Genomic DNA, 15,624 nt, shown 5'->3' on the forward strand with positions numbered 1-15,624 from the left:
TAAGTTATTGAAAAATAACAATATTAACTCTTCCCACCCAGAGTCGCAAAAAGTGATATGCCTCAGGTTGGCGTATTTTTCAAGGTGGGACGACACCTTAGGCGTCAGTTGTGATTATGGAGTGGCTAGAAAAGCAGTTGTGATCCGGCAGAGGGGGATTTGTGAGAGAACCGCCTACATGCTCCGGGCCGACAAATAAGTCCATACCAATAAATAAATGGAGAACTCCATGAGTAAGACACTAACAATGACACAATCAACTGGCTTTAAGAGAAAATTGATCGCAACCGCCATTGCATCCGCCATGATTGGCGTAAGTGGTATTGCGCTCGCACAAGACGATAACGTGGAAGAAGTTTTGGTTACCGGTATTAAAGGTAGCTTGCAGCGCGCGATGGACACCAAGCGCGAAGCCAAAGGTGTAGTTGATGCCATCTCTGCAGAAGATATCGGCAAGTTCCCGGATACCAACCTGGCGGAATCTTTACAGCGTATTTCGGGTGTATCTATCGACCGTCAAAATAACGAAGGTAGCAAAATCACCGTACGTGGTTTTGGGCCTGACTTTAACCTGGTAACCCTGAATAATCGTCAGATGCCGACCAATGGCTCCAGCCGTAGTTTTGAATTCTCGGACTTGGCTGCTGAAACCGTTAGCGGTGTAGAAGTTTATAAAACCTTCAGTGCAACCCGTGCAAGCGGTGGTATCGGTGCACTGGTCAATATTAAAACTGCTCGTCCTTTGGATAACCCCGGCCTGAAGGCGTCTATCGGTGCCAAGGCAGTAATGGATACCACTAATGAAGTGGGCGACGACATTACGCCGGAAGTGTCCGGTATTTTCAGCAACACTTTTGCGGATGACACTTTCGGTATTGCGCTTTCCGGTTCTTATCAAGAGCGTGACAACCGTTCAGTCAATGCAGATATCGCCAACTGGCGCAATGGCATCAACTTCCAAAAAGCAGTAGCTGATGCTGGTCAAACTGTAAATGTGGTGGATAACCGCGCAGACAAAAACGGCAACGTCTACTACCCAAGAAACTTTGGTTACGGCATTGAAGATTTCCACCGCGAAAGAACCAATGGTCAATTGGTATTACAGTACGCGCCAATCGACACCCTTAAAGCAACTCTGGATTACACCTACTCAAAAGTTGATCTCACTGCACTAAATACCGGCGTAGGTATTTGGTACAACGACTCAGGTTCTGATGCGCGCGATGTGGTGATCGATAAAAACGGTACTATCACCAAACTGACTGCTGCGGGCGATGACTTTGCCTCCAACATCCGTTTGAACACCTCTGAAACTGAAAACAACTCTGTTGGTTTCAACGTGGATTGGGAAGCATCAGATAACCTGACGCTGACATTTGACGCACACAACTCTACCAATGAAAACGGTGGTGTTGGTCGCGGCCACAATGCATTCCTGATTCTCGCAGCACCGTTTATCGATAGAAAAACTTACGACGCTACTGCTGGGGACGATATTCCCTTTATGCACGTGACCTTTAATCCAAATGGTAAAGGCATCGTCAATGGTGTACCCACAGCAGCTTCCTACGATTCGCTTTTCGGTGAAGCGAATTTGGATCTGAAAAAATCAGAAATTACGCAATTCCAAATCGACGGTACTTTTGACACCAATGCCGATGCTGGTATTACCTCGATTGATTTTGGTATTGGGCAATCTGATATTGCCAACCGTTGGCGCAGCTTCAGTACTGGCCAGATTGCAGCGGGTTGGTACGGTGGTAATCAGGATCTATTCCCGGATGATATTTTTGAGGAGCATAACCTCAACGGTTTAACACCTTCCTTCTCTGGTGGTGGCTCGAATGTACCCGTGTACCACTCATGGGATTTTGAAAAAGGTGTGGCTATTGCTGAATCCGAATGGAATATCCCTGGTGGATCAAAAAGACCTTGGGGTTGGGGCACAGGTAACATGCGTCCTGATTTGAATGGTAATCCGACCAGCGATCATAAAGTTACGGAGGAGACTACCAGTGCATATATGGAGTTTAACTCTGCAGGTGATCTTGTTGGCATGCCGCTCAAGATAACAACCGGTATGCGCTACGAAAGTACGGATATTGAATCCAACAGCTTCACCCGTGACCCATCTCAAATTGTGTGGATCAATCAGACCGAGTGGAGCCTTAACCTAGCACCTAGCAGCTACTATGGTTCAGAAGCGGGTAGCTACGATGTATGGCTACCCAATTTGGATGTGAGCCTGGACGTTAATGACGATGTTGTTGCGCGTATGAGTTACAGCAAGTCGATCACTCGTCCTACTCTGAGCAAAATGATTGGTACCACTAGCGTAACCACACGTCCGAAGCCAGGTGAGCGCACCGGTACCGCAGGCAATCCGGATTTGAAGCCTTTCATGGCAGATAACTTCGACCTTTCTGCTGAGTGGTATTACGATGAAGCCAGTTATGTGTCTGCTGGTTTCTTCATGAAGCAAGTGGATGACTTTATTGTTGATGTTATTGAAGAGCGAGAAGTATTTGGTCTGCGCGATCCATCCCAAGGCGCGCGCGCAGATGCTGCCCGGGCTCAGTTGATCGATGAGGGTATTATTCCAACAGATGCCAATGTAATTAACCGCATCAAGTCGAATGCCGGCATTCCTGCTAATCAAAATATCGTACAAGACAGCAACGATCCTTTTGCGGTGTTTAACATTGCTAAACCAATGAACCAGGAGCAAGCCAAATTCCACGGCTGGGAGTTGGCAGCTCAACATATGTTTGGTGAGACTGGTTTTGGTTTACAGGCGAACGCTACTTTCGTTACCAGCGACATTGATGTAGATAACTCTTCAACCGACTTCCAATTTGCATTGCCTGGTCTGAGCGACTCTTACAACCTGGTTGGTTTCTATGATGCCAACGGTTTGCAAGCGCGTATTGCTTATAACTGGCGCGACACTTTCCTCAATGGTTTTGGTGAAGGTAACACGCCTTACTACACCGAAGAATATGGCCAAGTTGACGTAACAGTGAGTTATGACTTGCCATTTGTTGAGGGAATGACGGTGTTTGTTGAAGGTATCAACGTAACTGATGCTTCCCAGCGCGTCTACGCCCGTTACGAAAACCAGTTTAAATCAGCCTACCAATACGGCGCGCGTTATAACCTGGGTGTTCGTTACAGCTTCTAATCTGTTATCAGGTTAGTGCAAGACAAGGAAAAGCCGCTGATATTTTGGCGGCTTTTTCTTTTCTAAATTTCATCGTTTTATCAATTAGTTTCCGGGAGCTGTGTGTGGCCAAGAATGAATTGCTCAGTAATGTTACCCATAAAGATTTAAAAATTATTCAGGGGCACACTAGCCGCGGTGGTGACAACGTTGGTTACGCTGCAATTATTCCCTGGGAATTTCGCCAGGCAGCAGCTTGTTACCCGATTTTTTTTCGTCGAACAAAAAGCGATAACCAATTTGAAGTGGTTGCTTTGTTTGGTTTCGCACCTGATGAAAATCTGTATGTCAGCGATCAGCGCAAAGAGGATATTTATATTCCCCTGTCGGTTGCGCGAATTCCGTTTGCGATTGGCTATACTCAGGATACTGAAACCGGCCAGCGTGAACCTGTGGTGCATGTCGACATGGATCACCCGCGAGTCAGTTTTACTGAAGGCAACCCGGTGTTTCTGGAACATGGTGGCAATTCTCCTTATCTGGATAACATCAACAGCATCCTTGCAGAGTTAATTAATGGGGTGAATGTATGCAAGCGCTTCACCGATATTTTGCAGGCGGAAGATTTGCTTGAACCCTTTGTATTAAAAATTACTTTGGATAATGGCCAGCAAATCGAAATGGGTGGCTTCTATACGATCAATGAAAAAGTGTTACGCGATTTAAACGCTGAACAATTAGCGCGTTTGCACAGCCAGAATTTTCTGGAATTGATTTATATGTCCATCGCCTCATTGGCCAATATTAAAAAACTGATCAATAAGAAAAACGCCTTGTTAAAAAATAAAATTTAAAAAAATTGAACGCTTCACACTTGAAAACCAGTGCAATTGAAGCAGAGATTGATACTGAGAGAAGGTTTCTATGTTGGATAACATGCAACCGATCAAAACGCTCAACGGTATTGCACCTGACGCAATTCCTCAAGCGGTTTTGGAATCGCCCGTGCCGCTGGTATTAAAAGGTTTGGTAAAAGATTGGCCAATTGTGAAAGCGGCAGGGCAGTCAGCTGAGGCGGGTTACAACTATCTATGCCAATTTTATAATGGCGAATTGGTCAATACCGCGATTGGGGATAGCGATAATAAAGGTGCTATTTTTTACAATCAGGATTTCAGTGGTTTTGCCTACGAGCGTGCGCGTTCGTCCTTAACCAATGCCTATAACAATATTAAGAATTTGCACGCTAGCGGTTCAGCGCGCGCCTATTATGTCGACTCAGCGCCTGTTGATATGTGTGTGCCCGGTTTTCGCGCGCACAATGATTTACAACTCGGGCAATTTGTCCCGCGTGTCAGTTTGTGGATGGGCAATAAAACCATAGTGTCAGCGCACCATGATATTCCCGACAATATTGCCTGCGTGGTCATTGGCAAACGCCGCTTTGTACTCTTTCCTCCCAATCAATTAAACAATCTGTATATCGGCCCACTGGATTTTAATCCTGCCGGCCCCGCCATCAGCATGGTGGATTTGCACAATCCGGATTTTGAAAAATATCCCCGCTATCGTGAAGCCTTGGCGCACGCACAGATAGGAGAACTGGATGCAGGCGATGCGATATATATTCCCAGCATGTGGTGGCACCATGTAGAAGGGTTGATGCCTTTTAATTTGATGGTGAATTATTGGTGGACAGCCTTTCCCTCTTACGTGGGTTCACCGCAGGATGCTTTCACCCATGCATTGATGAATATCCGTACCCTGCCGGAAGATGAGCGTCAGCATTGGAAAAATATGTTTGATCATTACATTTTTGATTCCAGCCCCGAAAAGTTTGAACATATTCCGCAAGAAAAACTGGGCATATTGGGTGACATGGATGAAATGGCTGTGCGCCGCTTGCGCTCGCAACTACTCAATCGTTTGAATCGTTAACAGCATTTTTGCTAATACTGTTTTTTACTCCGGGCAATTCCATGAAAAATAATCAAAGAATCATTATTGTCGGCGGCGGATCGGCAGGTTGGATGGCTGCTGCGGCTTTATCGAATGCCTTTGGCACCACCAAAAAAATTATCCTGATCGAATCGGATGCTATTGGCACTGTGGGTGTCGGTGAAGCCACTATCCCGGCGGTAAAATCTTTCAATAAATTATTAGGCATAGACGAAGCTGAATTTATGCGCAACACCCAGGGCACGTTCAAGCTGGGTATTCAATTTGAAAACTGGGGTGCAAAAGGCGATGTCTATATGCACCCCTTTGGTTTGGTAGGCAAAGATTCGTGGATGGCCAACTTCCAACATTTTTGGCTTAAAGCCAACCGCATGGGGGTGGCAAAAAGTTATTTTGATTATTCCCTCAATATTCGCACTGCCAATAGCAATAAATTTTTTATAGATCCCAATTCCGGTGTGGACTACGCCTATCACTTTGATGCTGGGCTCTACGCTGCCTATTTGCGTAAATACAGCGAAGTGCGCGGTGTTGAGCGCATTGAAGGTTTGATCGACACAGTACAAACCCATACCGACAACGGCTTTATCCAGTCAGTCACCTTAAACTCGGTTCAAACAATTGAAGGCGATATTTTTGTTGATTGCTCCGGGTTCCGTGCGCTGCTGATTGAACACACCTTGCATACCGGTTTTGAAGACTGGTCGCATTGGCTCCCTTGCGATAGAGCCGTTGCTGTGCAAACCGAATCAGTTAGTGAGCCAATTCCTTATACGCGTTCAATTGCCCATCAAAGTGGTTGGCAGTGGCGTATTCCGTTACAGCATCGCGTAGGCAATGGGTTGGTATATTGCAGCCGGTATCTTAACGATGAAGATGCAAAAAAATTATTGTTGGGAAATCTGGACGGTGCAACAAGGACTGAGCCGCGCTTGATTAAATTCAGAACCGGCCGCGCCATAAAGCAGTGGAATAAAAACTGTATTGCAATAGGCCTGTCGAGTGGTTTTTTAGAGCCGCTGGAATCTACCAGCTTACATCTTATCCAAACGGGTATTGTGCGTCTGATTAGAATGTTTCCCGGCGACGATATCAACCAATCAGAAGTGGAGGAGTACAACCGTCAATCGCAATTTGAATACGAGCGCATCCGCGATTTTATTATTTTGCATTATCACGTCACCCAGCGCACTGACAGCCCCTTCTGGAATTACTGCCGCACTATGTCTATTCCGGATACGCTCGCGCGCAAAATCCAGGTCTACAAAAATACCACCAGCGTATTTAAAGAACAGGATGAATTATTCCACGAAGGCTCCTGGCAACAGGTGATGTTGGGGCAGGGAATAACACCGCATAGCTATCATCCGGTGGTGGATAAATTATCCGATGATGAATTGGTGCGCTTACTGAAGAGTATCGAAAAGGAACACGACCAATATTTGGCACGTTTTCCCAGTCACCAGCAATTCCTTGATCACTATTGCAAAGCATTGGCGCCTTGAGTTGCCAGTGATAATCCGGGTGATTATTCACCACCCGGATTTACCTGTTTCAATCGTGCGTTAACAAGAGCGTATTAGAGGCAGGTATATTTTAACGGCGGAAAAGAATAGTTTGCTTGAGGTTGTACGCTGTAAGGGCAACCTGTACCACAGAATGCAGCAACGTTGAACGCTGGAGTTCCTGGGCCGGGCTGATAAATGGTGCTTGCACCAGTGTTGCAACTGGTTGGTGATACAGGTACCACTTTAAGAATTTGGGCGCTGTCGCACGAGCCGCTCCAGGTATAGCCCGATGCAACCCATTGAATGCTACAGGTGGCAGGGGAATAGGCACTATAGCGTTGCTCGCGTGTTGCGAGTGAAACACCATTTAATTTACAAGCCATGGTGATAATAGCGCTACTAGGACCGGATTGTTGACTGACGAGTGTCCAGCTACAGCCTGAAGGTACAGTGGTAGTTTGTGCGCTTGCACTAACTGCCACGCTACTGAGAATGGCAAAGCCAAGACTTGCGATTATGTTTGAAAATCTCATAAAAACTCCTATTAATTTTAAGGTTATTGTCCAAGTGAATTCGCACTGGGCTCCTGCCTTGTGTTCACGGTGACGGCTGTTATCATCACTGCTGATATTTCAGCGAATTAGAAATCCTGTCTAATTTTTTGATCTTAATCGGTTCCTAAGGATTCAATTAAAATCAAAACTGGTTTCATCTTTCCCTATATAGAGTTTGGTGATGCCCTGTTGCTCGTCGGTGGCTGCAATAATTATTGGATATTTATTTTTTTGGCGCAGTACCGACGCCATTTTTTCAGCCAGTTGATTAGCTTGATCAAGGTCAGTAATGCTGACGGTTATTGCGCACTGTTGCGTGCGGCATTGTGTTTCGCGCAGTGCCAAACCAGACAATTCCGGGTTTTGGCTAAATAACGAAAAATACTCCTGTTCTTCCTCTGCTGCCCAAACGGGATCGATTGCTTCTGCATCAAAACGGCGCTGCATCTCTTTATTCAAATCAACATTGCCATTCTCTTTAAGGGTGTCTTCCAGCCATTTGCTGAAACTCTTTGATTTGTGCAACACGTATTCGTCTACGTTGTTGCTGTCTGACAAAGATTGACTGCTCTTTGCCAGCTGCTGGTGCTGCGCTGTGTCTGCAATTGGGTTGGCGGGTGGGGATGTGCGAGAGTTCTGCTGCTTAAGCTGAGCGCTTAACTGCATGTTCTCTTGCTGCAGTTGTGCAATTTTTTCTTCCGTCAGCGTGGCCTTCTGCTGGGATCGAATATCAACTTGGCAATAATTATTGTTGTACTGGTTTACCAGAGCCGCACCTGCGATGGCAGATGCAATAGCAATTAAGGTCATTTTCAGCGCTTGTGGCATATGCCGTTATCTCCTTAGCAATGCATATTGAGTTGGATCTAAATAGGTGCTTCATATCCTTCGGCCGAACTCTATCAAAAACAAAATGCGTAAGTTGTCCCACTTTGGGCGGATATTAAAACTGGGTTGCTACACAGCATGGAGACGGTGTTTGATCGCATGTTTAATAGGTTGAAGATGGTGTTTTTTGATAGGCGTTCGACTGGATGTTTGCGATGGTTTTTAAACGAACGCGAGCAGCGATAAGCGCATGTGTAAAAGTGATGCGCCCCATGTTGAGCTGCGAGCAAAAGTGGGACGACAGTCTTTGTCATCTGGTGCCACTATGGATTCACAAATTCTTGTGCAGTGCCCGTGGTTGAGCCGCATGAGAGTTGTTGCTGGTGTGTTTTTTCTCATTAGCAGATGAACCCCTGGGTGATGTCAGGTCCCCATGGGTGTTAGCAAGTTTAGTTAGGTAGACAATGCCAACCCTAGCTATTTTTGTTAATTCTCCTTGTTTAGCCTCCGCGTTCTTCCTCTCAGTAGAAAGCGGGGGCTTTTTTACTTCAGGGTTCATTATTGTTTTTCAATCAACCTCTGCTACTGGCTCAGACAACAACAATATGCTTACAACAACATTTTTTTGGCGAGGTAATTTATGCCTGATTTTTATAAGCCGGGTACTTTTGCGGCCTGCAGTTTAGTGGTGCTAGCCGCATTGAGCGGTTGCGATCAAAAATCTAACGAGGCAACGGTTGCTGATACTGTGGTCACACCAGCAACGGCGACTGAACAATCGCTTTGGCCTCGTGTGCAAAGTGCGGTTAAAAAAGATCCGGCAATAGAGGCAAAAATTACCGAGCTGTTAGGCAAGCTCAGCCTTGAACAAAAAGTAGGGCAATTGATTCAGCCCGAGTTACGTTTGGTAACGCCTGCTGATGTGACTGAATATTCACTGGGTTCCATTTTGAATGGCGGCGGGTCGTTTCCGGGAGAGAACAAACACGCCAAAGTGGAAGATTGGATTGCCTTGGCTGATGCATTTTATAACGCATCCATGAGCACTGAAGGTGGCCGTGTACCAGTGCCAGTAATGTGGGGAACCGATGCAGTGCACGGCCACAACAATATTATCGGTGCAACCCTGTTCCCGCATAACATTGCCCTGGGTGCAACGCGCAATCCTGAATTGATCAAACAAATCGGTGCCGCGACGGCGGCAGAAATTGCAGTGACGGGAATAGACTGGAGTTTTGCGCCAACACTTGCAGTAGTGCGCGATGATCGCTGGGGCCGCACCTATGAATCCTATTCCGAAGATCCTGCGGTCGTAAAATCCTACGGCGGAAAAATGGTGGAAGGTTTGCAAGGTGTTGCCGGTGCGGATTTGTTGAGTGAGCGCCATGTGATCGCCACTGCAAAACACTTTCTTGCTGACGGCGGTACTGAAGGTGGTCAGGATCGTGGAGACGCCAAGATCAGCGAAGAAGAATTAGTAAAAATTCACAATGCCGGCTATGAAACTGCATTGGCGGCGGGCGCACAAACGGTGATGGCATCGTTCAGCAGTTGGCAAGATGTGAAAATGCACGGCAACAAATACTTACTTACCGACCAACTAAAAAACCAAATGGGTTTTGATGGTTTAGTAGTAGGCGATTGGAATGGCCATGCATTTGTCTCCGGTTGTACGCCAGTAAGCTGCCCGCAAGCGATCAATGCCGGGCTGGATATTTTTATGGCGCCGGATGCGAACTGGAAAGAGCTGTATCACAACACGCTGGCGCAAGTAAAAAGTGGCGAAATTTCGCAGGCGCGTCTGGACGATGCTGTGTCACGTATTTTGCGGGTGAAATTGCGTGCGGGTTTATTTGAAAAAGGTGCGCCATCAACACGTGAGCTTGCCGGTAAGCGCGAAGTAATTGGTTCGCCAGAGCATCGCGCGGTTGCGCGTCAAGCGGTGCGCGAATCGGTTGTGTTGCTGAAAAACAATGCGCAGGCATTACCGGCAAAAGCGAGCAGTAAAATTTTGGTGGCGGGAGATGGCGCTGACAATATCGGTAAACAATCCGGCGGTTGGAGTATTACCTGGCAGGGCACTGGTAATGTGAATGCCGATTTCCCCGGCGGCACGTCTATTTATCAAGGTATTGCCGATGCAGCAAAAGCCGCTGGAGGTTCAGCAGTGCTAAGTGTTGATGGCAGCTACAGCGAAAAACCCGATGTTGCCTTCGTGGTATTTGGTGAAGACCCTTACGCGGAAATGCAAGGCGATGTAGGTGCGTTGATTTATAAAAATGAAGCCAGCCTTGCACTGCTAAAAAAATTAAAAGCCGATGGCATTAAAGTGGTTTCACTGTTCATCACTGGTCGTCCGCTCTGGGCCAACAATTTTATCAATGCGTCTGATGCATTTGCGGTGGTTTGGTTGCCGGGATCAGAAGGTGTTGGTATCGCTGACGTGGTGCTGACCAAAGCTGATGGTTCAATAAACTTTGATGTAAAAGGCAAATTGCCTTTCTCCTGGCCAGCATCGCCTGCGCAATCGCCATTGAATGTCGGTGATGCCGATTACAAACCGCAATTTGCCTACGACTTTGGTTTGACTTACAGCGACAAAATCGAAACCGGTTTGCTGGACGAAACCGCTGCACAGGTTGTTGCTGCCAATGCGCCGGACACAGCGTCGATTTTTAATCAGCGCGTGATGAATCCCTGGACGCTGGTATTGCTCGATCATATGAACAATATGTTGCCGGTGACCACCAGCCGCGGTGAGTTGGGTGCAGTCGTTGTTTCATCGGAAGACAAACAAGTACAGGAAGATAGCCGCCGTTTGCAATTCAACGGCACTGCCAAAGCAACCGTATCGCTTGGCTCCACTACCCGCACTGATTTTTCTGCTTATGCGCAGAGCAAGGGCGCACTGGTATTTGATGTGAAAGTGAATGCAAAACCGGGCACTGCAGTGAACCTGGGTATGTATTGTGGCAGTGATTGTGTTGGTGAAATTCCGGTGACTGAACAATTGAACGCTGCCGCAGTCGGAGAATGGACGAGCGTCAGTATTGCGCTGGAATGCTTCGCGAAAAAACGTGTAAAGATGGATATGGTTTTGGCGCCATTTATGTTGAGCACGGCGGGCACCTTGGATGTGTCCATTTACAACGTGCGCATCGAAAAAAATGCAACGGCACCTGCCTGCGCAGAATAATGTGTGATGTGTTAAACCCCTGGTGCGATAGCTATCGCACCAGATGTTCGTAATAAAAACTACAGCTCTTTGTATTTTCTGTTTCACCCGGAGGTATCCGGTTTTTTATCGATACGGCAACAAAATCCAGGTTTTTTACACAATAACAATAGAGGTAATTATGAAAAATCACGAGTTAGACTTTAAGCCATCATTAACAAATGTCTGCTTGGGTATCGCATTGGCCAGTTTGATTGGCTGCGGCGGCTCTGGCGGGTCGAGCAACAACAAATCCAGTGCAGCGGCATCCTCTGTTGCACCCGCGTCATCAACCCCGGCGTCTTCGATGCCTGCATCTTCAATGCCCGCATCTTCCTCTGCCGCCAGTTCATCCGCACCACCTGAATGGAAATTGGTATGGAGTGATGAATTTGATGGCACTAGTATCGATACCAGCAAATGGAATTTCGAAAAAAATTGCTGGGGTGGCGGTAACAATGAACAACAGTGTTATACCGATCGCCCAGTCAACGCATTTGTTGCTGACGGCGCATTAAACATTGTGGCGCAGCGCGAAGATTTTACCGGTTCTGATTCGCCGGAAGGCGAAAGCCCGACTACTAAAACATTGCCATACACCTCTGCACGTCTGCGCACTAAAAATATTCAAGAGTGGACCTTCGGCCGTTTTGAAATCCGCGCAAAATTGCCCTTCGGACAAGGCACCTGGCCGGCGATTTGGATGCTGCCAACCAATTCACCTTACGGAACCTGGGCGTCCAGCGGTGAAATTGACATTATGGAAGCGGTGAATTTAAAAGTAGTGACCAATGGCAGCGAACCCGAAGCCGCTGTTCACGGTACGTTACATTTTGGCCGCAACTGGCCAGGCAATGTGAACTCTGGTGCAGATTATAAATTGCCTAACAATGCCAACCCTGCGGATGATTTCCATGAATATGCCGTGGAGTGGGAAGAGGGCGAAATTCGTTGGTATGTTGACGACGTACATTTTGCTACACAGCGCGACACTGGCTGGTACAGTCAATATATGCAAGACGGTACTTTGAAAGATGCACCTGTGGGCGCTCCCTTTGATCGCTTCTCTAAATACCATATGTTGTTGAACCTCGCAGTCGGTGGAAACTGGGCTGGCAACGTTAACAATAAAGGCGTCGATGAATCCGTGTTCCCGCAAAAATTGTTAGTGGATTATGTGCGCGTGTATGAGTGCAGCGCTTCACCAACAACGGGTAAAGGTTGCGCAACAATTGGTGCAAACGCAGAATTAGTTGCTGGCCATCAGCGCCCGGTCATTGGTCAGGTTGAATTACCCGGACCACCACTTTTTGTAATGTACGACAATAGTCTGGCGAGTGTGCTGCAATTTGATTCCTACAATCCTGACGGCAAAATCAGTCACTCCCAAGTAGAGGAAGCTGGCCGTGGCAACGTATGGAATGTGGTAAAAACTGGCGCAAACGGTAATGCCTATTTCAAAATAAAAGGTGACCCCGCCGATATGCGTAACTGGGCAACCGATAGTGAATTAGTGTTTGATGTAAAAGTTAACAGCAAAGCCGAAGGTGCAAAATTACTGGTAAAAATTGATAGTGGATGGCCGAATGTGAGCGATGTCAGTGTGCCCTTGGCTGCTGATGGTGAGTGGAAAGAATATCGCATCACTCTCGCCGATTTGCTCGACAATGGCAATTCACTTGCCGGTGGACAAGCAACACTGGCATCAGTAGTAAATAGCTTTGTGGTTGATCCTTCGGCGGAAATGAATGTGTCTTTTGACAATATTCGCATTGAAGGTGAAGAAGCTGATGGCGGTGTGACTGAGTTTGCCCCCTTGCCGTTGTTTAACATGTACAACGACAACATTGCTGCTGGCTTGCAAGTACAAAGTTATAACCCTGCGGGTCATATTACCTCGTCCGAAAAAGCAGAAGCCGGGCGTGGTAATGTATTTAACGTGGTAAAAACAGGTACTGATGGTAATGTGTTTTTCAATGTGATCACTAATCCAGTGAATTTGAGCAAATGGGGAGCTCAGGGCAAACTGAAGTTTGACTTTAAAATCAACAGCAAAGCCGAAGGTACTAAGTTGTTAATCAAAATGGACAGCGGTTGGCCAAATGTGAGTGATGTGAGCATTCCATTACCTGCCGACGGCGTTTGGACAGAATACACTATCGGTGTCGCTGATTTGATCGATAACGGCAACTCGGTTCCCTGCTGCCCTGGCATCGCCAAACTTAATGCGATTACCAATATTTTTGTGGTGGAGCCGTCGGGTGCAATTGATGTTTCGTTCGATAATGTACGTTTGCTAGTGGAATAAAAGCGGCAGCTATCGTCCTAAAAGGATTGTAGCTCAAGCATAAAAAAGCCGGGTTTTTCCCGGCTTTTTTATGAATAATTGTTTGGCTGAAATATTTTTGCAGTCGTTTTACATTTATTTGAACGGCAGTGAAGCACGCGCCTCATTGGCGTAGGCACGAATGCTAACTGACTCCTGTGCAATAAACTGTTTAATCGCTGGACGAAAATCGGATGAACCAATCCAGTGGTTGGAATAGGTCAGCACCGGCTCAAAACCGCGGGCAATTTTATGCTCGCCCTGCGCACCGCCGTCAAAACGTGTTAATTGATTAGCGATGGCATAATCAATTCCCTGGTAGTAACAAGTTTCAAAATGCAGGAATTGATACTCTTCAAAACAACCCCAATAACGCCCATAAAGTGTTGTGCCATCACGCACAAACAGCGCAGCTGCAATGATGCTGTGTGATCCATTTTCTGTTGGCTGCAAAGCGTTGATGAGCACCAAGTTGTTACTCATGGTTGCACCCAGCTGCTGAAAAAAATCAGCGCTCAAGTAACCGCTGTGGCCGCTGCGTTTTAAATAAGTATTGCGATAAAGTGCATAAAATACTTCCCAGTCTCGTGCAGTCAAATCAGTTCCATTTTTTACTTCAAACACAAATCCTTGCTCGATAACCTGGCGCCGCTCCTTGATAATGTTTTTGCGTTTGCGCGAATTCATCTGCGCGAGAAAATCTTCAAAGCTTTTATAATCGCGATTAAACCAATGAAACTGGCAGCCTAACCGTTGGGGAATATCCTGCTCACACAGTTTTGTACTGGTTGCGTTGTCCGGAAATAAACAGTGCCAGCTGGAAAAATTCTTCTCAATAGACTCTGTTATTAAGGCTTGTGCCGCAGCATTAATAAGTTCTGTTGTCTGTGTATCGGCTTTGCTTAACAAGCGTGGGCCGACGCAGGGAGTAAAGGGAATGGCGTTGATCCATTTTGGATAATAATCAACGCCATAGCGGCGATAAGCATCCGCCCAGCTCCAATCAAACACATATTCGCCGTAGGAATGGGTTTTTATATAACCGGGCATGGCAGCGAGCAATTGCCCATCAGCATGCATCACCACATGATGCGCTTGCCAGCCGGTTGCGGCACTGGTGCAGCCGCTGTCTTCCAGTGCAGCAAGGAATTCATGACGCACAAAAGGGTAGTCGGGTGGGCAAAGCTGATTCCAATGCGCAGCGCTAATCTGGTGAATTGAATCGATAAAACGAATCTGCACAGTTGTATCCCTTGGTCGTAAGATAGAAAAACAGGCGGTTAGATTAATACCTGCAATACGGTTGTGGGTGATTTTGCGTTGCATATGCGTAAAGTTTCGCAACGGCAAACCCCTCAGCTGGTCATTGTCGCTCTGACTACAGTAGAATCCCGCCATCTTTATAACGTCTGGTTTCTCAATGCCATCGTCTGAACCCGACCAAAGGCCAGCTGCTTTGCGTCACTCCAGTGCCAGTTTATCTGCGTTACTCATCGCTTTTGCCGCGAACTTCACCGCTGAGCGGGTGCGGGTGCGCGACATTACCGAAACCCTTGGGCAGCGCTCCTTTGGTTTTATCCTACTGATTTTCGCCTTGCCAAATTCGTTGCCAATTATTGGTATTCCAGGTGTATCGACCATTACCGGCTTGCCGATGCTGTTTATCGCGGTACAAATGGCGCTAGGGCACAAGCGCGTCTACTTGCCGCGCTGGATTGCCGACAGCTCTATCGCCACCGTTGATTTCCAAAAATTGGTCAATAAGGTTGCTCCCTGGCTAAGGCGTATTGAAAAGCTGATGCGCCCACGTATTTCTGTCCTGACACTTGGCAGCGCTGAGCGCTGGCTGGGTGCATTTTGTGTCCTGCTGGCGTTTTTGCTGGTGTTGCCAATTCCCTTAGGGAACTTGCTGCCCGCATTAGGCATTCTGTTTATCGCATTGGGTCTGATCGAAAGCGATGGCGTATGTGTGCTGGTGGGCATTGCGATTGGCATTTCAGCCTGGGTGCTTTTGAGCGGATTGGTGTGGGTGGCAGTCCAGACCGTGCTGGCCATGCTCGATCAAATGGTGTGAT

At 47.0% G+C, this 15,624-nt stretch carries 10 protein-coding genes; 7 read left to right on the forward strand and 3 right to left on the reverse strand.

The annotated features are described in order from the left end of the window. The first annotated feature begins 229 nt into the window (after positions 1 to 229). The 4 genes from B4E62_RS16040 (at position 230) to B4E62_RS16055 (ending at position 6,624) form a co-directional block, all read left to right on the forward strand. Positions 230 to 3,181 carry a TonB-dependent receptor gene (locus B4E62_RS16040; RefSeq protein WP_331352751.1) on the forward strand — a complete coding sequence of 984 codons (2,952 nt, stop codon included), beginning with the start codon at positions 230 to 232 and terminating at the stop codon, positions 3,179 to 3,181. A gap of 104 nt (positions 3,182 to 3,285) precedes the next feature. Beyond that, on the forward strand, positions 3,286 to 4,014 hold the full coding sequence (locus B4E62_RS16045) for a SapC family protein (RefSeq protein ID WP_331352752.1): 729 nt from the start codon (positions 3,286 to 3,288) through the stop codon (positions 4,012 to 4,014). 70 nt (positions 4,015 to 4,084) lie between these two features. Next, the gene (locus B4E62_RS16050; protein ID WP_331352753.1) at positions 4,085 to 5,098 is read left to right on the forward strand and encodes a cupin-like domain-containing protein; all 1,014 of its coding nucleotides are present in this window, start codon (positions 4,085 to 4,087) and stop codon (positions 5,096 to 5,098) included. Between the two features lie 41 nt (positions 5,099 to 5,139). After that, positions 5,140 to 6,624: a tryptophan halogenase family protein gene (locus B4E62_RS16055; RefSeq protein ID WP_331352754.1), complete on the forward strand. Its 1,485-nt coding sequence runs from the start codon at positions 5,140 to 5,142 to the stop codon at positions 6,622 to 6,624. 74 nt (positions 6,625 to 6,698) lie between these two features. Here B4E62_RS16055 and B4E62_RS16060 read toward each other — a convergent pair whose 3' ends face one another. Beyond that, entirely contained in the window at positions 6,699 to 7,160 is a 462-nt protein-coding gene (locus B4E62_RS16060) for a hypothetical protein (protein WP_310068190.1), read from the reverse strand. Positions 7,161 to 7,313: 153 nt separating this feature from the next. After that, entirely contained in the window at positions 7,314 to 8,009 is a 696-nt protein-coding gene (locus tag B4E62_RS16065; RefSeq protein WP_331352755.1) for a hypothetical protein, read from the reverse strand. 640 nt (positions 8,010 to 8,649) lie between these two features. Here B4E62_RS16065 and B4E62_RS16070 point away from each other — a divergent pair. Together B4E62_RS16070 and B4E62_RS16075 are read left to right on the forward strand one after the other, a co-directional pair. Next, on the forward strand, positions 8,650 to 11,205 hold the full coding sequence (locus tag B4E62_RS16070; RefSeq protein ID WP_331352756.1) for a glycoside hydrolase family 3 protein: 2,556 nt from the start codon (positions 8,650 to 8,652) through the stop codon (positions 11,203 to 11,205). 160 nt (positions 11,206 to 11,365) lie between these two features. Beyond that, entirely contained in the window at positions 11,366 to 13,531 is a 2,166-nt protein-coding gene (locus B4E62_RS16075; protein ID WP_331352757.1) for a family 16 glycosylhydrolase, read from the forward strand. A 114-nt stretch (positions 13,532 to 13,645) separates the two neighbouring features. Here B4E62_RS16075 and B4E62_RS16080 read toward each other — a convergent pair whose 3' ends face one another. Next, positions 13,646 to 14,791 carry a GNAT family N-acetyltransferase gene (locus tag B4E62_RS16080; RefSeq protein ID WP_331352758.1) on the reverse strand — a complete coding sequence of 382 codons (1,146 nt, stop codon included), beginning with the start codon at positions 14,789 to 14,791 and terminating at the stop codon, positions 13,646 to 13,648. A gap of 178 nt (positions 14,792 to 14,969) precedes the next feature. Here B4E62_RS16080 and B4E62_RS16085 point away from each other — a divergent pair, with 178 nt between their 5' ends. Next, positions 14,970 to 15,623, forward strand: coding sequence for an exopolysaccharide biosynthesis protein (locus tag B4E62_RS16085; protein WP_331352759.1), 654 nt, complete (start codon positions 14,970 to 14,972; stop codon positions 15,621 to 15,623). The last annotated feature ends 1 nt before the right edge of the window (position 15,624 follow it).

It is taken from the genome of Cellvibrio sp. UBA7671 (genome assembly GCA_002483145.1).
GTDB lineage: Bacteria > Pseudomonadota > Gammaproteobacteria > Pseudomonadales > Cellvibrionaceae > Cellvibrio > Cellvibrio fibrivorans.